This window comes from Ignavibacteriota bacterium (assembly GCA_016713565.1).
Classification (GTDB): domain Bacteria; phylum Bacteroidota; class Ignavibacteria; order Ignavibacteriales; family Melioribacteraceae.
The window spans coordinates 1,001,055-1,021,173 of the sequence record JADJOX010000007.1 but is presented as its reverse complement, the minus strand read 5'-3'; the positions used below and the strand labels follow the sequence as shown (position 1 = coordinate 1,021,173).

Genomic DNA, 20,119 nt, shown 5'->3' with positions numbered 1-20,119 from the left:
ATAATTATCTAAATTTTGCTGAAGAAATCACCAATTCCTGCAAGTCAATCAAATCTTCCATTTCATCATCGGTCGGTTTATAGCCGTTGCCAAAATAAGCAAGGGATTTGTAATAAACATTATCCTTACCAAAAACTATCAAATTAAATTTCTTTCCGTCAATTTCATAAGTTAAAGGAGAAGCTGTTATTCCGTCTATATCAATCAAAGTAAAAATATCTTCGGTATTTATGTCGGCATTTTTTGATTTAAGAGCTTCCAATTCAAATTTGGATAGTAATTTAAGTTTGTCATCTTCATCAATAGTATTATCAATGTTAAGAGGAATAAATCCAATCACGGTTTTATCATCAGAACTTATCAGCCAAATATCAAAAATTGTTTCTACGTTATCTGAAATATTCTTCCAGTTCTCGGGAATGTTTACAGAGAATTTTCTTGAATGTGAATTTACCGAATACGTATCAAGATCCGATGGAATTTCAACTTTTAGTGTTTCTTCCGAGCTTGAGCATGCGGAAATAATAATCAGTAATAATAAAAGAAAATATTTTTTCATGAGCAAGAAATTGATTTAAGTCTAAAGAAAATTAATGATTCATTAATTATTCGGATTTTCTAAGAAACTTCGGTTCCTCAATAGTTAAGATTAATGAAATTCTGTGAGTTTCGGGCAAACTGTTTGACTTTGTTTCGTTAAAGGTAGCATAGGTATAATCAATATTTAACTTTGGAAGTTTTACTCCGGCTCCGATTGTAAATTGTTTTACGTCATTATATCCGCCTCTTAGAGCAATAATATCTTTAAAGTTATATTCCATGCCTATGCGCGGATCAAAACTAACCGGACCGATATTAAAAGTTGACGCTGTTTGACGATTTTCGAATCTCAAATCAAAATCCAATGCCGGCGTAACAGCGCCGCCAAGAATATAAAATTTATATGCAGTACCTATTTTTAAAGTCGGAGAAATCAATTCATTTCTTCCCGTATCCCAGGCAAGTAAAGTAGTAGTTGCGTCCATTAAATTTGCGCCGATTGAAAAATCCTGATAAGGCATATAAACAGCGCCAATGTCAAAACCAATTCCAGTTGCTGAATATTCCGCTATATCTCTTCGGATGAATTTTACGTTGGCTCCCCAATACAATTTATTGGAATAGCGTTTTGCGAAAGTTAAAAAGAAAGCCCAATCAGTATTACTGAATTCGGTAATTTTAGTTCTGTCCAATCCCCAATTCGGATGAAGAAGCTGCCAATTTGGGTCATTGAAATCAATAATTTCTCCGGTTACTTTATCAACTCCGGCTTTTCTCGTGTCGTATATTCCATCTATGCTTAAACGAATTGCGCTTAGTCCGAAACTCATATCTTTACCGTAAGGAATTGCAACCGCGGCATAATTATAATTTACTAAACTTCCGAAATGTTCTTCATGCATCAATGAAATCTGAGGATAATTCATATGTGCCAAACCGGCAGGATTCCAGTAACCGGCTGTAATATCATTTGCAACGGCAACGCTTGCGCCGCCCATTCCCAATGCTCTTCCGCCAACTCCTAAGGAAAGGAATTCCCCGGAATATTTACCTATTTCCGTTTGAGAAAATAAATTGTTAAAAACAAATAATATCAAGAAAAAGCTGAAGTATTTAAATTTCTGCATAATCCTTTCTTTTTACAAAAATTATCGAAATAATTAAATCAAAAAAAAGAAATTATAAGTTAAAATCAAGGTCAATTATTAAAACATGAACTTAAAATATCTTTTTTACACTGCACTATTAAAGATAGAAAAAATTTAATCTATTGCCTATAAAAGCAAATTAAAGAGGGTAAGTATAAACTATTTTTCTGATTTATTTCGATTGATAATTTCGGAAAGATTTTGAATTGCTATATTACAAAAAGTGAAAATACTATTTGAAAAATATAAATAGCTATTAAAAAATATTTTGCACCTTAAATTTCTTATTGTGAAAACTAAATCTGCAAATTCTTTGTCACTTAAGATTAACATTTTTAATTCAGCTTCAAATTTCATTTTATCGAAGGGATATTATTTTAAATTATTTAATTAACCAATTGCTATATAGTCCATTACTTTATTTTTATAAAAAAAATATTAATCGGTGATATAAGTCGTACTTATTTTATCAATTCGTTTTTGTGTTGTAAACAATTAATTTAGTTTTCTTTATTTAAATCATGATGTATGATTTTTATAAACTATAAAAATCATTTTATTAAAACAAAAAAGCCCTGAGTTAACAGAGCTTTAATACATTTTAATAAAATTACAATTTATTTCTAAAAATGATAAAATGCATTTCTATTCTATAGTTATAGTCGTTGGTGACATTATTGGTAAATGGTTTCTATGATAAATAACAATGTAATAATCACCAGCGGCAACATCAAAATTTAAATTTGTAAATCCATCGGCATCAACAATTGTTCCGTCGTTTTTTAGTAAACCAGCTTTTTGTTTAATTATTGTTGTTGCGGTTGCCGGTGAAGCCCCGGTTCTTAATTCAACTAAAACCCAATCAACAATATCATTTCCAATATTAGCCGTAATTGTTTCAGAATAGTTCCAAGGCGCTGTATTAAAAGGCTGTGCCGAGGGAATGGTAATATTAGAATTCATATTTTGATTATCATATGCTCCTTCTAGAAAAACTCTCAAATCGACATAGACTTTTTCTAAGGGTGAATCAATTTGCATTTCAAAAATACCTCTTCCATGAGATGCAGCCCTTAATAACCTTTTTGAACCATTTTCATAAAAGTCGAAATCTAATACCGGAACAAATGGCATCCCATTACTTAATTTGTGCCAATCATTTCCGCCATTATTTGTCCAATAAACACCAAAATCATTTGCAACATACAAATGGTTTGTATTTAGCGGATCAACAAAAAGATCATTATGAGATATTTTTGGTAGATTTCCACTAATATCTATCCAAGTAGCTCCAAAGTCTGTTGTTTTTAAAACTTGTCCATCATTATAAGAAACTCTACATAAATAAAATGTGTTAGCATCTGTTGGACTTGCAACCACCTTATTTATACTTTTGTGTGTAAATGAAGCTAATAAATTTGAGGTAATATCTGTCCAACTAAAACCGCCATCTATTGATTTATGTATTGGAGGATCAGATTTATAATAACTTGAAATAGCAATTAAATTATCTGGTGTTATAGGTGATTGAGCTACAGATGAAATATGATATCCACTTATTAGTCCTGAAAGAAATGACCATGTTGTTAAAGCACCAGAAGCTGTTGATCTTCGAAGTCTACCATTTATAGCGGCATAAATAGTAGTAGAGGTTGTAGGGTGTTGCCAATACGGTGCATTCCATGCTGCACTATTATAATAATTATCAGCTTGTACCCAATTAATTCCACCATCTGAGCTTTTTAAAAGATTGCCAACTTGTGTACTCATAAAAATGTTATTTGAATTGTTGTAATCAACAAAGCAATGCATTCCATCACCGCTTGTTTCAAATTCCCAATCAGTTGCCCCTTTGTTTGAAGTGCTGAAATTTCCATTATCTTGAGCACCGCCATAAAGTATATTTTCATTATTTGGATCTGAGGCAATATTATAAAATTGAACTGTATTTAAGTTATTATTAATATCAGTAAAATTAAGTCCACCATCAATTGATTTATAGATACCGCCATCACAACCAATATAAATTATATTAGGATTTGAAGGAGCAAAAGCAATTTTATGAATATCAACATGAATTGGAGCATCCCAAGCACCAGGATTTGCAAATGTTGAGGGAGTTTTTCTAACAAATGATATTGTTGCTCCGTCTATAGTTTTGCTTAATTCAACATTTCCAAAAAACACGTTATCTACATTAGTTGGGTTTACATCCAAACATAAGTCATAACTCCCTTGATCACTAATTGTTGATCCGTTATAAGTTCCGGAGATCAGTACTCCAGAGGAAATTTGACTCCAATTTAAACCGGAATCTGTTGATTTAAATACAACCGTATTATGTCCGCTTGAAAACGCAACATTGTTATATAATAAAGCATAAATTGTTGAAGATAATGAGGGTGAGACTGAAAACTGTATTCTAGTAATTGTGTTTGGGGCTGGTAAACCTGTATTGCTTTGAGTCCAATTAATTCCTGCATCATTTGAGACTAAAAATCCACCGCTAGCATTTTTCCCGCCAATTCCTGCATATGCCTTATTTACATCCGTTGGGTGAAATGCAACATCAAAAGCATCACCAAGATTTACCACTCTTGTCCATGTAATTCCTGCATCGCTGCTTCTCCAAACACCTTCGTTTGTTGGAGCTGAGTTATTCCAATTTCCCGATCCAATTGAGGCTAAGATAATATTTGAATTATGCGGACTTACAACAATATCAGAAAATTGAGTTTGTACACCAAATCCATTAGTGATTTTTGTCCAGCTGATCCCTCCATCGGTGGATTTATATAACCCATCTCCTTCAAAAGTAACATTATTAAGTCCAGCCATAGCTTCACCTGTTCCTGCATAAACTGTATTAGGATTATTTGGATCAATTGCAATTGCGCCAAACGTAAGAAGATTCAAATCACCGCTCATATCTGACCAATTATTTCCACCATTTTCTGTTTTCCAAATCCCTCCTGCTGCAGCTCCAATATAAACAATATTCGGATTAGTTGGATGAACAGCCACACCTTTAACTCTACCGCTAACTTTTCCCCAATGTGGAATAAAACTTGAAGACATATCTATTGCTTTTGGACCAATACTAGTCCATTGATCCGAAGTTAATTGTAATTTATTTCCTTTTTGTATAATTCCATTAATTTTCGTCATTTCCAACTTTTTCTGAATTTCAATTTCTTCTTTTGGAAATATTCCGGCTTCATTTTCTCTTGTTCTGTAAAACCACTCTAATCTTTTAAAAGAATTTTTATTTCTTAATGCTTCAGGAACATTATCCCAGCGCGATATTTTTTCAGAAGGTGAACTCGGCTCAATTAATATTTGTTGACTAACAAAAGTTGATTGAGGTGGTGGAGGAAAAACCGGTTGTGCAATAATTATCGTGGAAAATAAAAAAATTCCATTAAAAAAACACATTCGTAAATTGTAAAAAGTTTTCATGAAACCTCAAAATAGTTTTTGATGTGAGATTTATAAAGTTATAAGTAGAAAAGTTGGAATACGAAATATTCAAAATAATTAATAATCCATCTTGTCTTATTTAATAATAAAAAAAACCTGCACTAATGCAGGTCTTAATGATTTTCTTTTTATACTACAATAACGGAAACTATTATAAGTAAAACATAAACTGATGCCATCCCAATTTTTAAATACAAATCTTTCTTTTTTTGTAATTTTAAAACATTTATGTATTCATCAGTTTCTGCAACAAAATCTTCTTTTAAGTAATTTTCCGAGTACATATTTGTAAATTCCATTTTAATAGTCCTCTAATTATTATTTCATAAGAATCATTTTTTTCACTTGAGTGAAATTCTTTGATTCGATTGTGTATAAGTAAACACCGCTGGATAATTGATAACCAAAAGAATCAGCACCGAAATTTACTTCATGGAATCCGGCTTTTAATTCTCCATTTAATACAGAAGCTACTTTTTCACCCAAAACATTGTAAACATTGATGCTTACTTTCGCGTCTTCAGGCAAAGAGAATTTAATATTTGTATTTGGGTTAAATGGATTTGGATAATTTTGCATTAATTCATATTTAGTAGGCAAAACTTCAATTTCAACTTCTTCCGAATATTCAAATTTTCCGTCAATATCAATTTGTTTTAATCTGTATAAGAATTTGCTGCCGCCTACCAAGTTTTTATCAGTAAATGAATAAACTTTTGTGGAGTTGCTGTTTCCGTTGCCTTTAACAAAACCTACTTTTTCCCATTTTGATTCTGTTTCCGGCATATCTTTAACAGTTTCGGTTTTAAGAGATCGTTCAATATCGAAACCGTAATTATTTACTTCAGTAGCTGTTTCCCAATTTAATTGAGCTTTTGTACCTTCAACAGCATTTACGTTGAAAGATGAAAGTTCAACGGGAAGAGGAACATCTGATAAAGTAGAACCTTCACTCCCAGTTATTTCTTGATCGCTGGTATTTGTAACATAATAATCAGGAATTCCTGAATACCAACCAATAGATCCAGATGATGCAGATTGAGTATAAGTAATAGTAATTCTTAAAACTTTTGTCCAAGAAGAACCACTAATTTGGCCTTTAGAACCAGAATCATAAGTATATACAAATCTTAATCTTCCGTCTGATAATCTTAAATCCTGAGTTGTATTATAATTTGGAGAGGGAAATAATTGATTGGAAAACGATGCTACAGATTTTGTGCTAAAAATGCTGCATTCAATTGAATAGCATCCTGGAAAGAATTGATTGTAACATCTCCTGCATTTGACATAGCTTTACATCAAATATGAGAGTGCCTCCTGTGTTGCTAATTTGAGTCAATCTTATATCAACGGCACCAAAAATATTACTTAATCCAATTATTAAAAAAACAAGTATAATCTTTTCATATATATTTTCCTTTGTATTAAAATATCAATTTTATGGAACTAATGTTTCTTTACCTTGATTGGCTTTATAAAGTGTATAGTCTTGAGCATAAACACCGCCATCCATATTAAAGTCAGCATTATAATATCCTTCATTTCCTTGATTAGTTTTATAATTTGAATAATCTTGGGCATAAATTCCACCATCTCCATTTGCATCCCCGGCAATCATAGCCCAAACACCCGGTTCAACTTCAACAGCGGCAGCAGCACCGCCGTAATATTTATCAGATCCGGTTGTAAAATCATATAGTACGGTATTTGTAGCTTGAGTTGAATTTGATCCGTTTACTTTACCTGCGGAAGTTTGGGTCCGTTCAGCGGCGTTTTCAATTTTATTTGAATTGATTTTTGTTATTTTATCAGTTTGCGCGTTTATCACACATACTGAAATAATAAATAAGACAAATTGTAAAATTATGTTTTTCATATCCTCCTCAAAAGATATTTCAAATATAGTTTATTAAAATTTTACCTTGGTGATTCCTGTCACTTATAATTATTAAGTAGGCGAAATCATGTAATTTTTTGATACTATCCAGCTCAAATTCAAATGCAAAAATTAAGAATAATTGGTTAACATTTATTAGGATAAGATGTATCAATATAAAAAACCACTTTAGAGAAAATTGTGCTTTAAATCATACTTTTAGTTTTAAATTATATTAAAAATTTAATCCTTTCCTTTAAATAAATGTAGTTATAAACATCCTTCCATTTTATAAGAATTTATTTTAATTACTTTCCCAGTTAAGATTTTGTGCGGAATTAGTCATAATCTGTAAATGATTTCTGTGTTTTACGGAAATATTATAACTTCCCGCAACTGAAGCCGGAATGCCGGTATGAAGATTACCAAAATCATCAATAATATATCCGTCGCTATTTACAAATACTGATCTTGAAGCAATCACGGCAAATGGCGAAGACGGATTTCTTAAATTGACCAATACCCAATCTACCGCGTTTGCAGGAATACTTTGCGCTGTTCTGGGATCTTCGGAATAAGGTGAAACAGCAGGCAGCGAACCGTGAATAGAATTGGACATATTATTGTTTGAAACTGAATAAGGACCCTGCAAATAAATTTTTGCGGCAACTCCAATACCTTCGGCAATTGTAATATCAGAACTTCCTGCCGGAATACTAACATTCGCGGCGCTTACAATTGTATTTGGTGTTGTGGATGTATTATTGTGTCCGGTCCAATTTGTGCCGACTTTTTTATAAATAAATGCAGTTGTAATTGCATTTTCCTCATCATTTGTTCCTGAAGAAATAAATTCCGATTGTACGTTTGTATTTAAAGCTGATCCGGTATTATTAAAATTATAACTTCTTAAAAAAGTTTTTGGCGAAGCATTTGAAAGGGCTGTTCCGGTAGTTCTTTTAATTGTTCCGGTAAAACCGTTTCCTAAAGTTAAACCGGCAAATTCAGTTTCGCCTGTTCTTGCGCCTGAAGAAACAACTCCTTTTAAATAACCGGTTCCATTTTCAATAACATCTCCTGAAACTTCTAAGTAAATTCCCCCTGAGGTTTCCACAAGCATGTTGTTGTTTATTTCTAAATCTATTTGCGCTTGTAATAAAATTGTTACCAATAGAAATAAAATAATTGTGTAAATAGTTTTCATAATTACCTCACGAGTTTAAATAAGTCTATTTATCTTCTTTAAAAGTTAACCAAATAATTGTCAATAATACAACTACCTATAAGGGTAGTAAAAAAAATAAAAGTGAAACGATAAAAGATCAAACCTCTGAGGTTTAGTAATAGAAGAGGTTCTCAAACCTCGGAGCTTTCTAAATGTTCAAGATTTTTGCAAACCCCAAACTCTCAATCGGGAAATTTCCAACATTTTTATCTTAAATATGAAATTGCCAGAATCAATTATCTCTACTTCATTCAGAATTCTTAGTTCTTTTTATTTTCTGCTTTCCAATTCTTCAATTCTTTTTGTTAAATTTTGAATAATAGCTTGCTGTTCTTGAACAGCTTTAACTAATGGAACCACAAATTCTGAATACTTTAATCTGTACATACTTTGTTCATTTTCCGGTCTTTCTACTGCATTGAAATCTATACCAAGTTTGTTTACTAATTCTTCTACTTCTTGAGCAATAAAACCAACTTCCCTTACCGCTGATTTTTTATCTCTTACTTCTTTCATGTATCTTTCTGCCGCAAGTTCGGCTTCAATTGGTGTGGAAGCTAAACCGTCTGTTCCTTTAATATCTTTATTTTCAATACGTTTGTTTTCTCCAAGTTTTTCCGAAACAGCGTTATAATCCATATTATAGCTAACGGGTCTAAGTCCCATAATAAAATCTAACCCGGAAATATTTTCTTGAATATTTCTCTTAAATCTTCCATCTGATAAATTTGACCATTCAACATAACCGCCAATACTTGTAACCGAGATATTGCCAATTCTTACTGTATTATCTGAAAATGATTTAGCGTTATAACCTAAACAAGTTGTATTTTCTAAATTTGTTGTTGATGATGATGTTCCTGAATTGTAACCAAATGCTGTGTTATAATTTCCAGTTACATTAAAATAAAGTGAATGATAACCCATACCAGTATTGCCATCTCCTATTGTATTATTGTAAAGTGATTCAAATCCGCTTGAAGTATTATTATTGCCATCATTATTATAATAAAGTGCATCGGATCCGGTTGCTACATTATTATTTCCAGTTGAATTTCTATCCAGTGCTTTATAACCAAACGCGCAATTTCTTTCTCCAATTGTATTTGCAAAAAGACCAAACAAACCCACTGCGGTATTATCACGCCCTGAAATATTTTCCCTCATTGCACTAGAACCAATTGCAACATTACTACTTCCAGTTGTATTTTTCATTAACGAATTGTCTCCTAGAGAAATGTTGTTGTTACCAGTTGTATTATATGTAAGGGCGTAATTTCCGATTGCTATCATTTCTTCTCCTGAAATATTAGAGCTTAGAGTATGGGCACCCACTGCTACATTGTGACTTGCATATACATTTTCTTTAAGAGCTTGATAACCAATTGCCGTATTATCCATTCCAGATGTATTGTTTAAGAGCGCTTCAAAACCAACAGCGGTATTATTAACTCCAGTATTATTATTTCCGGCATCCAAACCTAAAAATAGATTATTTCCATCAAATTTTGCATCACTTAAATCATCTATCGAAGTCGCTCCAATTGAGCCCAGTGCAATACCATTAAAATTTAATATGCCTCCAACATTATATAATTTATTTTGAGTCGAAGTCATTGAAAACGGAATTCCAACAGAAGGAATAGTTAATGATGCAGCATTATTGCCTTCATCAGTGATTGTTAAAATTGAATTACCAGTTTCATTTTTAAATGAAATTGTTTCTCCAATAGCTTCTTTTGAATTAGAACTATTGTTTGAATTGATTTTTTCCTTATCATCAGTTTTATGTTTAATACTTTTTTCACTTTGGGCAACTATTATAGTGCTTAATAAAATAAAAATAAAAATAATACTTCTAATGTAAGCAAACATGGCGCACTCCTATTTAATATATATTTGAAATAAAAAATAAATTTCAAACAAAAAACAGAAACGCCTTGGAGGAAAGAGGAATAGAAAAAAAATAAGTTTCACAAGGTGGAGAAAAACTCTCGGAGAAAAAAATATAAATTTAATATTATAATTTCAATATGCTAAATCACAAATAACAAAAACTTATATAATACGATTTAATATCTATTTTAATATGTCAATGAACAAGAAAAACCTAATATTAAGTGAGAAAGATAAAATAATAAAATGAAAATTTTATCAAGACCTAAAATTCTGTTATACTAATTTTAATATTTATAATTGACAAAATATTATTTCTTCACTTTCTGCTTTTTTGTACATCAATTTCTTTTTTAAGTTCTTCAATCATTTTTTGCTGATCTTTAATTGCCTCAACTAATAAGGCAGTTATTGAACCATACTCAATTGACATATATTCCGAAACGTCATCAACTACTTCTGGAATAACTTTATTAGCTTCTTGGGCAATAAATCCCATTTGTAATCCGGATTTGTGATTTTGAGGATCTTTCCATTCAAAATTAACACCCCGCAGATTTTTTACTTTTTCAAGAGCATTTTGAATTGTAACAATGTTCTTTTTTAATCTTATATCACTCGAACTGCTCCAATTTGAGGTTCCGCCAGCCGAACCATTAACATAAAACATATCAGTTGTTATTACATCTTCTGCATTTATTTGAACTCTTATTGTTCCCGGTGCAAATCTTCCCCAAATAAGTGGTGGAGTTGCAACTCCGTTATTATTATTTTGAATAAAAAGTTCATTGCTTCCCGTATGCGTTTCGCCTGCTTTGTAACCAATAGCAACATTTTTATTTCCAGTTACATTATCATTTAATGCGTTGTAGCCAACTGCAACATTATATTGACCATTTGCTCCAGATCCGCCTTTTAAGGCTTGGTAACCAATACCTATATTTCCATAGCCGCCAACATAATTTAACATTGCTTGTGCGCCATAGGCAGAATTTTGATATCCACTTTCATTATTTAAATGCGATTGATAGCCAACAGCCGTATTTTCATCTGCGGCATTATTATCTAAATATCTTAATGCTTCAAATCCTACAGCTGTATTTTTAACTCCAAACGGTGAAGCAGATTGACCATTTTTTCTTAAAGCACTTACACCTACAGCCGTGTTATAAGAAATCTCGGTTTCAGATCCAATTCGACTATCATCGTTTATTCCGGAATTTAATCCAAGATAAACGCTGTTGCTTCCGGAAGTACTAATTCCATCTGAAAGTCCGTCTATTGACGAAGTACTGCTGAGCGAAGAACCGCTGAAGTATAGAGAACCATTTAAATTATATAGTTTGTTTGATGTAGAAGTTGGTGAAGAAGTCATTTGCGGTAAAGTTAAAGATCCTTTGTTGCTTCCTTCGTCTGTAATTGTAATTATAGAATTTCCTGTTTCATTTTTAAAATTTATTTGATTTCCAACTGCTTCTGTGGAATTTGGATGACTTATTATTTTATCATCAGTTTTAGATTGAGAAACAGATTCAACTTGTGCGAATGAATTTGAATTTATAAAAATTGTAAAGCCGCCAAATAAAAATATGATTAGTTTCAAATTAAGTTTTAAGGTTTTAATTTTTACCGTATGATTTTGGAATTTTATTTTTGTTATCATTTTTACTCCGTATAATTTAAATAAGCCAAATTGTCTTCTTAAGAAATTAAGTCATTATACCTAAAGAAAACAACTACACAAAAGGGTAGAAAGAAATAAAAAACGAAAAGTTTTAAAGAATAGTTCAATAATTAATTTTTTACATTTAAGAATAATTGTTGAAATGATATTTATTATTATTTAAGTAATTACATTTACATTTTTAAAAAAATGAACCTATCTTTTTTTTAGGAAATACAATAAAAAAATAATTTACCAAACCCAAAAATTTTATATTACTAATAAAATTTTATATAATTTTCGTCAAAATAACATAAATGACAAATTACATTTTTAGTCGTGATGAAATGATACTTTCAGCATCTAAATTTCCTGCGCTATTTCCATTTCAAGAAAAGTTATCGTTGTATCTGAAAATTATTTTTTAGAATCCAGGATTTCGTTTGACTTCATCCATTTTAACAAAATTGTTTTTTTTTATTTCGCAGTTTTGATAATATTTATTTTATCAAAATTTTCTATTGAAATATCTGAAATAATGTTAACTTTTTTATTTTCTGCTTTCCAAATCTTCAATAAGTTTAGTTAATTTTTCAATAATATTTTGTTGTTCTTGAACAGCTTTAACCAACGGAACAACAAACTCACTATTGCGCAATCTGTACATACTCTGTTCATTTTTCGGTTTCAGAAGAAGCGGAGGCCAAACCGCCAGTTCTATTTCTATTTTAAATTTCAATTAATTTGTTTTCACCTATTTTTTCTGAAGCAGCTTTTAAATCCATACTATAGCTGAGAGGTCTGAGTCCCAAATTAAAATCAATTCCAAAAATATTTTCTTTAGTATTATACATAAATCAACCATCTGATATATTTGACAAACGCGCATATCCTTCAATACTAGTTACTGTAATATTAATCTTACTTGATTACTTGCAGTAGGTATTGGATCACTACCTAAACAGTTATGTTTTTAAGTGAGAGTGGCTGACTAAAAGATTTTAACTAATGAAATTTTAAACGTATATATTAAAAAGCAAAAAAAAAGAATTGACTTGCGGTCTTTGAATATAGTATCAAAGCGGCGGCAAAGTGAATGAGTAGAGTTTTAAAATTAAAAACCTCCAAAATATCAAAAATTGTAATATTACTTTGGAGGTATAGAAGGCAGAATTGGTATAGATTAATTCAATGTGAATTTGGCTTTCAGCAGATCATTATTATTCGCTGAGCTACCGACAAATAAATCAAAATCTCCGGCTTCAGCGGTATAGTTCATATTGATATCATAGAATTTTAAATCTTCCGCGGTAATTGTGAATTTAACATTTTTAACTTCACCCGGTTTTAAAGATATTTTTTCAAAACCTTTTAGTTCTTTTACCGGTCTGGTTATACTGCCGAAAAGATCATGGATATAAAGCTGCACTGTTTCTTTTGCTTCAACATCGCCGGTATTTTTTACATTAACGGATATTTCCAATTTATCGTTCATGTCTATTTTATCTGATGAAAGTTTTAAATCGGAATAATCAAATTCGGCATAGCTTAACCCATAACCAAAATAATAAGCCGGTGTGAAATCAACATCCAAATAATAACTTGCATATCCTTCGGGATTTTCAGGAGTTCCCAATACTCTTCCCAATTGGTTTGGAGCCGGCGGTCTTCCGGTATTTTTATGATTGTAATAAAGCGGAATTTGTCCAACTGTTCTTGGCATTGTAACCGGTAATTTTCCTGAAGGTGAAACTTTACCGAAAATTATATCTGCCAAAGCCGGTCCGCCCATTGTTCCGGGATGCCAAGCATAAAGTATGGATTTTACGTCGCCTGTAAGATCACCGAATGTTAAACTTCTTCCAGCCATAATTACTAAAACCAAAGGTTTGCCGGTTTTTGCCAATTCTTTTATTAATTGCTCTTGAATGCCGGGTAAGGTTATAAAAGCTCTTGAATGAGTTTCGCCCGAAAGTAATTGGTCTTCTCCAAGGAATAAAATGGCGGCATCAGATTTATTTACAGTTTCTATGGATTTATTAAAAAGTTCGTTCGAATTACTGCGCGTTGTTTCTAATCCTTTGCAATAATTTATTTCAATGGAATTTCCATATTCATTTTTTATAGCCGTAAGTGGTGTAATTGTATTTTCGGGTTTACCGTCAACTGTCCAGCATCCTAATTGATCCCAAGGCGCGTCTGCTAAAGGACCAACAATAGCAAGTTTTTTGATTTTACTTTTATCTAAAGGTAAAAAATTATTTTCATTTTGAAGAAGTACAATACTTTCTAAAGTTATTTGTTTGGCAATTTCCTTATTCTGCTCGCTTAATGTTGTTAAATCTTTTGTAATTTTACGGAAAGGCTGTTCAAAAAGTCCCATTTTAAATTTAATTCTTAAAATTCCTTTTACTAATTCATCAATCCACATTTCGCTTATTTTACCTGATTCAACAATATCCTTTAAATTTGTAACATAATTTTTCGAAACCATTTCCATATTTACGCCCGCGCTTGCGGCTTTTAACGCGGCTTCATAGCCGTCTTTTGCGTAACCATGAGGAATTAATTCATCAATTGAACCCCAATCACTAACAACAAATCCGTCGAATTTCCATTCGTCTCTTAAAACTTTTTTCAACGTAAAACTATTACCAGAAGTTGGCACACCGTTAAGATCATTAAACGCGCTCATTACAGTCGCGATTCCATTATTTACTACTGCTTGAAAAGGTTTAAGATAAATATTGCGAAGTTCTCCTTCGGGAATTAAAGTAGTATTATAATCTTTTCCGCCTTCAGCGGCGCCGTAACCGACATAATGTTTAGCGCAAGCGGCAATTGAGTTTGGATCACTTATGTCTTTCCCTTGAAAACCATTTACCATTGCGATACCTATTTTACTAGTTAAATAAGGATCTTCGCCGCATGATTCTGCAATTCTTCCCCAGCGTGGATCGCGCGAAATATCAAGCATTGGTGCGAAAGTCCAATGAACGAAATCTTCGGCTGCTTCACGAGCTGCCATTTTCGCTCCCTTTTCTACAAGCTCCGGATTCCATGAAGCGGCTTGTCCTAATGGAATAGGCAGCATAGTTTTATATCCATGAATAACATCTCTGCCGAAAATCAACGGTATTCCTAATCTGGATTCCAATGCGGCTTTTTGCAATTTGGTTTTTTCTTCAATTCCGCCGGTATTTAAAAAAGAGCCGGCATTTCCTTTTTTTACGTCTTCAAGTACTTCGTCGGTAACATTCCAAAAAGTATTTTGCTGCATTTGCCCTATTTTTTCATCCAAAGTCATACGGTTTAATAAATCATTGATTCTGTCTTCAATATTAGCTTTTGGGTTTTTATAAGTTTGACTAAAAACTATAGTTGTTGAAATTAAAATGATAACAATTGAAAAAATTTTCTTCAATTTCCTTTCTCCATTATTAAACTTATTTATTATGGTCAATATTTATACCATTGGATTAAATCTGATTTTGAAGTAAAATGTTACGAATATGAAGCGGCAAAAAAATATTCTTATCATTTTTGTAATAATTGATTATTATAATGATAAGAAATTTGTTCATTTATTTTAGGGTTTTTCATGAAAAAATTAAAAGACAAAATCGTTTACATTACAGGGGCTTCATCAGGAATTGGGAAAGCTTGCGCCGAAGCTTTTGCAAAGGAAGGAGCAAAATTAATTATTTCAGCCAGAAGAGCAAACATTATTGAAAACATTGCTGAAGAAATAAGAAAAAAATTCAAAGTTGAGGTTTTTGCGCAAAGACTTGATGTTAAAAATAAAAAGGAAGTAGAATGGATGATAAATTCTTTACCGGAAGAATGGAAGAAAATTGACATACTAATAAACAACGCGGGATTAGCACAAGGTATGGCTAAAATTTATGAAGATGATGTTGAAAATTGGGATAACATGATAGATACAAACGTAAAAGGATTACTTTATGTAACACGTGCGGTTGTTCCGGGAATGGTAGAAAGAGAAAAAGGTCACGTAATTAATATCGGTTCAACAGCCGGACATGAAGCATATCCCAAAGGTCATGTTTATTGCGCAACAAAACATGCGGTAAATGGAATCACTAAAGCTCTTAGAATGGATGTTGTTGATAAAAATATTAGAGTCAGTACAGTTGATCCCGGAGCTGTTGAAACTAACTTTAGTAATGTCCGTTTTTTTGGCGACAAAGAAAAAGCAAAAAATATGTATAAAGGAATTATTCCATTAGTGGCGGAAGACGTTGCCGAAGCTGTTTTATTTTGTGCAACAAGACCGCCGCACGCAAACATTGCTGAAATTATTATGATGCCGACTCAACAGGCAAGCGCAATTGTTTTTCATAGAACTGAATGAGCAAGGGGAATAGTAAACGAAAGATGTGAAACGTAAGACGTTTAGAATTGAAAACGTGAAAGAAAAAAGATAAAAAGCAAAAGAATCTATCGTTGTTGTGTTATGGAAATGATCTAAATATAAAACTTATTTTAGAAAAATTTATAATTGAGAAATAAAAATGAAAAATTAAATTCCGGAAAATTGTAAAATCTTCCGGAATAATTTATTAAAAATAATTTATGATTTTGCACAATCCGCGCATTTGCAATCTTTACTATGATCTTTATGGGTTTCCACTGAAGCAGTTTTAGTTACAGATGAATTGCAGCTTTCTTTTTTTGCTTCAGACATTTTTGAGCATTCAGCTTTATTTTCAGAACCACAACAGCCTGCTTCGCTTTTTGCGGGTGCCGGAATATCTACTGCTTTGCTGTATTGCTGTGTATTGTTAGAAATTGTTGAAACTCCTGTAGGACTAGTTTCTTTTGTGTTGCACGAACTTGTTGCTGAAGTTGAGCATGCTGCTTTACTTTTAGAAGCTGTATTCTCCGATTGCGCGAAAACAGATGAAGCTAAAAATATGAATAGTACGGCGGTAAAAAGAATTTTTATTTGTTGCATTTTTTCTCCCTAATTAAAGTAAGTTATTAACAAGATTATTTATCTCTTTTAACAAATATAAAGCAATTTTTTTTTAATATTCAATCAAATTGTGGCAAAAATATTTCTCTAAAATGATATTTATTTAAATAACCGAGTGATGGAATAATTTTATAAATTTACCTCTAAAATATTATAATTATTGAAAGGGAAAAAATGAAGTTATTATTCAAATTATCGATTTTATTAATTTTCATATATTCATGCGGCGAAAAAAAGGAAAGCAATGAAAATCTTCCTGCAGGCACGCAAAAAATTACCGTTGCCGAACATTTGAATGGCGGTGGCTATACATTCTTAAAAGGTGAAGAAAACGGTAAGGAATTATGGATTGCAGTTAGACAAATGCCAGTTGAAAACGGTGATACATATTATTTTACAGACGCAATGGAAATGAAAAATTTTGAAAGCAAATCTCTTAATAGAACTTTTGCCAGTATTTTATTTGTAAATGATATTTCCAAAACATTAACTTCGGAAAAAGAAACTATGCCTCCGGCAGAAATGGCAGTTTCAGGAGATCATACCAAACCAAAAGTAGAAGTTACTAATGTTTCTGTTAGTCATCTATCAGACGGAAAAACAGTTGAACAAATTGCTAAAGAGAAAAAAGCCCTTTCCGGTAAAAAAGTTAAAATTAGAGGTGTTGTAACAAAATACAACGGCGGAATAATGGGTAGAAATTGGATACATATTCAAGATGGAACAAAGCTTGGCGAAACAGTAGATATAACCGTTACATCTAACCAAGAAGCGAATGTTGGAAACACAATAACTGTTGAAGGATTTTTAGCATTAGATAAAGATTTCGGCGCCGGTTATTTTTATGATATGATAATTGAAGATGCTTCTGTTGTTGTTGAAAAAGGAAGTTAATTTTTAGTTTTAACTTGTAGAGATTTGGAAAACCAAATCTCTACAATAATTAATATTTATGACATTTCTACTAATGACTTGTCATAATCCTGTACATTTTCATAACCAAGAAGATTTAAGATTGTTCCTGCAATATTTGTCAATCCCGGTGTTGTTAAAGTTGCCATTTTATATTCGCCCTTAAAGTTTGGATCATAAATTATAAATGGTACAGGATTCAAAGTATGAGCGGTTTTTGGAGTTCTAACTCCTTTGCTTTCGGTAAACATTTCATCTGCGTTTCCATGATCAGCTGTTATCAACGCAATTCCGCCGATTTCATCAATAACCGGAAGAAGTTTACCTAATCCTTCATCCACCGCTTCAACAGCTTTTATAACTGCGTCTATTACGCCGGTATGTCCAACCATATCTCCATTCGGATAATTTATTCTGCCGAATTGATATTTTCCCGATCTTAAAAGTTCAATTGTTTTATCTGTAATTTCGTCGGCTTTCATTCTTGGCGCTTTGTCGAATTCAATTTTATCTGAAGGAATTTCAATATAAGTTTCCTTTTCTTCGCAAACGTAACCGGATTTGTTTCCATTCCAAAAATATGTCACGTGTCCAAACTTTTGAGTTTCTGAAATCGCAAATGTATTTAAACCTTCCCCGCACATATATTCGCTAATGCTTCTATCAATTTTGGGAGGATTAACCAAATAATTTCTTGGAATGTGCAGATCACCGTCATATTCCATCATTCCAACGTAAAAGACTTTAGGCACGCGGACTCTATTGAATATATTAAAATTTTCTTCTTCAAATGCTCGTGAAATTTCTATGGCTCTATCACCGCGGAAATTGAACATTACAACCGCGTCGCCGTCTTCAATTGTTCCAATGGGTTTTTCATTGTTATCAACAATAACAAACGGATCCCAATATTGATCTATTTTATTTGGATCTTCGGCATAATAAGTGTTAACGGCTTCACTTGCGCTTTTAAATTTTCTTCCTATACCTAAAACATGAGCATTCCAACCGCGTTTAACAATATCCCAATCAGCGTTATATCTATCCATTGTGGTAATCATTCTGCCGCCGCCTGATCCGAAGTTATAGTCGTAACCTTTTTCATTGGAAATTTTATTTAATAATTCTTCGGTTGGATTCACATAATTTAAAGCAGATCTGCCTGGAACATCTCTGCCGTCTAGCAAAGCATGAATTCTTACTTTAGAAACGCCGGCTTCCGCGCATTTATTTATCAAAATAAAAAGCTGTTTAATATTTGAATGAACATTTCCATCAGATAGTAATCCTAAAAAGTGAACTGTTTTTCCGGATTTACCTATTTCTAAAATTTTATTCCAATTTTCTGATTTAAAGAATTCACCCGATGTAATTGAATTATTTACAAGTTTTGCGCCTTGAGCAAAAATGCGACCCGCGCCGAGCGCGTTATGTCCAACTTCGCTATTTCCCATATCATCGTCGCTTGGTAATCCAACAGCCGTTCCGTGCGCTTTTAATCTTACTTGATTTGGAAGAGTTAATAATTTATCTAAGTTTGGAGTTTTTGCCAAATAAACCGCGTCACTTTCATCTTGTTTTCCAAAACCGACTCCGTCCATTACAACTAATAAAACGGTACCTTTTCTTGGTTTGAAATTTTTTAATTTTTCTAACTTTAAGTCCATTTTTTTTCCTAAAATATTTTATTTGCTGTGTAAATATACCATTACTGAGTTCATTTAACAATTTGATACTAAATGAGATAAAAATTAAATCAACATTATAGTAAACTTAGATTGATAAAAATTTTAAATTTTATCTTTTACATACAAAAACTATAATGCAGATTTTAAACCGCATCAGCATTCTTTACCTTTTTTAATTTTCCAAATGATTATATATTTGAATAAACCTTTGAAAATATATGAACGAAATAATATATCACTTTTTTGATGATGATGATTTTTTAAGAATTTCAGGAAAAATTTCCGAAGTTGAATTAATAACTTCGGGTGAAATACGTGTGAGTATAAAAGAGGAAAGAAAATTAAGTGAACGAAATTCTACTCTAAGAGCTTTATGTGAAAAAGAATTTTATAAACTTAATATGCATCAAACAAAAGATAAAACGGGAATATTGCTGTTCTTTTTATTGGGGGAAGAAAATTTTACATTCTTGCCGATAAAGGCATTAATGAAAAAGTAGAGCAGAATGTGTGGAAAGATGTAAGTATGGAAATTGAGCAAAATTTTAAGAACGGATATTTTGCCGAAGGAATAATTTCCGGAATTGAAAAGGTTGGAAAAATATTAAACGAACATTTTCCAATTAAACCCGACGACATAAACGAATTGACCAACAAAATTATCCTGCCAAATTAGAAAGCTTTCTTAA

The 20,119-nt window shown here is 31.9% G+C and carries 17 protein-coding genes; 4 read left to right on the top strand and 13 right to left on the bottom strand.

Annotated features, from left to right (window positions below):
- Window positions 1-4: 4 nt before the first annotated feature.
- The 11 genes from IPK06_11850 to bglX form a co-directional block, all read right to left on the bottom strand.
- Window positions 5-559 carry a hypothetical protein gene (locus IPK06_11850; protein MBK7980662.1) on the bottom strand — a complete coding sequence of 185 codons (555 nt, stop codon included), beginning with the start codon at window positions 557-559 and terminating at the stop codon, window positions 5-7.
- Window positions 560-605: 46 nt separating this feature from the next.
- Entirely contained in the window at window positions 606-1,667 is a 1,062-nt protein-coding gene (locus tag IPK06_11845) for a PorV/PorQ family protein (GenBank protein ID MBK7980661.1), read from the bottom strand.
- A gap of 666 nt (window positions 1,668-2,333) precedes the next feature.
- Complete coding sequence (locus tag IPK06_11840) at window positions 2,334-5,147, bottom strand: hypothetical protein (protein ID MBK7980660.1); 2,814 nt, start codon at window positions 5,145-5,147, stop codon at window positions 2,334-2,336.
- A gap of 149 nt (window positions 5,148-5,296) precedes the next feature.
- Window positions 5,297-5,467 (bottom strand): hypothetical protein, encoded by a 171-nt coding sequence (locus tag IPK06_11835; GenBank protein ID MBK7980659.1) that lies wholly within the window; start codon window positions 5,465-5,467, stop codon window positions 5,297-5,299.
- Between the two features lie 19 nt (window positions 5,468-5,486).
- On the bottom strand, window positions 5,487-5,954 hold the full coding sequence (locus IPK06_11830) for a T9SS type A sorting domain-containing protein (protein MBK7980658.1): 468 nt from the start codon (window positions 5,952-5,954) through the stop codon (window positions 5,487-5,489).
- Between the two features lie 655 nt (window positions 5,955-6,609).
- Complete coding sequence (locus tag IPK06_11825; GenBank protein ID MBK7980657.1) at window positions 6,610-7,047, bottom strand: hypothetical protein; 438 nt, start codon at window positions 7,045-7,047, stop codon at window positions 6,610-6,612.
- Between the two features lie 304 nt (window positions 7,048-7,351).
- Complete coding sequence (locus IPK06_11820) at window positions 7,352-8,251, bottom strand: hypothetical protein (GenBank protein MBK7980656.1); 900 nt, start codon at window positions 8,249-8,251, stop codon at window positions 7,352-7,354.
- A 291-nt stretch (window positions 8,252-8,542) separates the two neighbouring features.
- Window positions 8,543-10,147 carry a tail fiber domain-containing protein gene (locus tag IPK06_11815; protein MBK7980655.1) on the bottom strand — a complete coding sequence of 535 codons (1,605 nt, stop codon included), beginning with the start codon at window positions 10,145-10,147 and terminating at the stop codon, window positions 8,543-8,545.
- 340 nt (window positions 10,148-10,487) lie between these two features.
- On the bottom strand, window positions 10,488-11,831 hold the full coding sequence (locus IPK06_11810; GenBank protein MBK7980654.1) for a tail fiber domain-containing protein: 1,344 nt from the start codon (window positions 11,829-11,831) through the stop codon (window positions 10,488-10,490).
- A 550-nt stretch (window positions 11,832-12,381) separates the two neighbouring features.
- Window positions 12,382-12,570, bottom strand: coding sequence for a hypothetical protein (locus tag IPK06_11805; GenBank protein MBK7980653.1), 189 nt, complete (start codon window positions 12,568-12,570; stop codon window positions 12,382-12,384).
- A 444-nt stretch (window positions 12,571-13,014) separates the two neighbouring features.
- Window positions 13,015-15,288: a beta-glucosidase BglX gene (gene bglX, locus IPK06_11800; GenBank protein MBK7980652.1), complete on the bottom strand. Its 2,274-nt coding sequence runs from the start codon at window positions 15,286-15,288 to the stop codon at window positions 13,015-13,017.
- Window positions 15,289-15,432: 144 nt separating this feature from the next.
- Between bglX and IPK06_11795 the strand changes: the two genes are divergently transcribed.
- Window positions 15,433-16,206 (top strand): SDR family oxidoreductase, encoded by a 774-nt coding sequence (locus IPK06_11795; GenBank protein MBK7980651.1) that lies wholly within the window; start codon window positions 15,433-15,435, stop codon window positions 16,204-16,206.
- 219 nt (window positions 16,207-16,425) lie between these two features.
- Here the strand turns inward: IPK06_11795 and IPK06_11790 are convergent, their stop codons facing one another.
- Window positions 16,426-16,809 carry a hypothetical protein gene (locus IPK06_11790; protein ID MBK7980650.1) on the bottom strand — a complete coding sequence of 128 codons (384 nt, stop codon included), beginning with the start codon at window positions 16,807-16,809 and terminating at the stop codon, window positions 16,426-16,428.
- Between the two features lie 195 nt (window positions 16,810-17,004).
- On the opposite strand from IPK06_11790, the gene IPK06_11785 reads away from it, so the two are divergent.
- Complete coding sequence (locus IPK06_11785; protein MBK7980649.1) at window positions 17,005-17,724, top strand: DNA-binding protein; 720 nt, start codon at window positions 17,005-17,007, stop codon at window positions 17,722-17,724.
- A gap of 56 nt (window positions 17,725-17,780) precedes the next feature.
- Here the strand turns inward: IPK06_11785 and IPK06_11780 are convergent, their stop codons facing one another.
- Window positions 17,781-19,409 carry a 2,3-bisphosphoglycerate-independent phosphoglycerate mutase gene (locus tag IPK06_11780; protein ID MBK7980648.1) on the bottom strand — a complete coding sequence of 543 codons (1,629 nt, stop codon included), beginning with the start codon at window positions 19,407-19,409 and terminating at the stop codon, window positions 17,781-17,783.
- A 239-nt stretch (window positions 19,410-19,648) separates the two neighbouring features.
- Here IPK06_11780 and IPK06_11775 point away from each other — a divergent pair, with 239 nt between their 5' ends.
- Window positions 19,649-19,930, top strand: a complete 282-nt coding sequence (locus IPK06_11775; protein MBK7980647.1) for a hypothetical protein — start codon at window positions 19,649-19,651, stop codon at window positions 19,928-19,930.
- Window positions 19,861-20,106 carry a TPM domain-containing protein gene (locus IPK06_11770; GenBank protein MBK7980646.1) on the top strand — a complete coding sequence of 82 codons (246 nt, stop codon included), beginning with the start codon at window positions 19,861-19,863 and terminating at the stop codon, window positions 20,104-20,106. Before IPK06_11775 ends, IPK06_11770 begins: the two co-directional genes overlap by 70 nt.
- Window positions 20,107-20,119 lie beyond the last annotated feature (13 nt).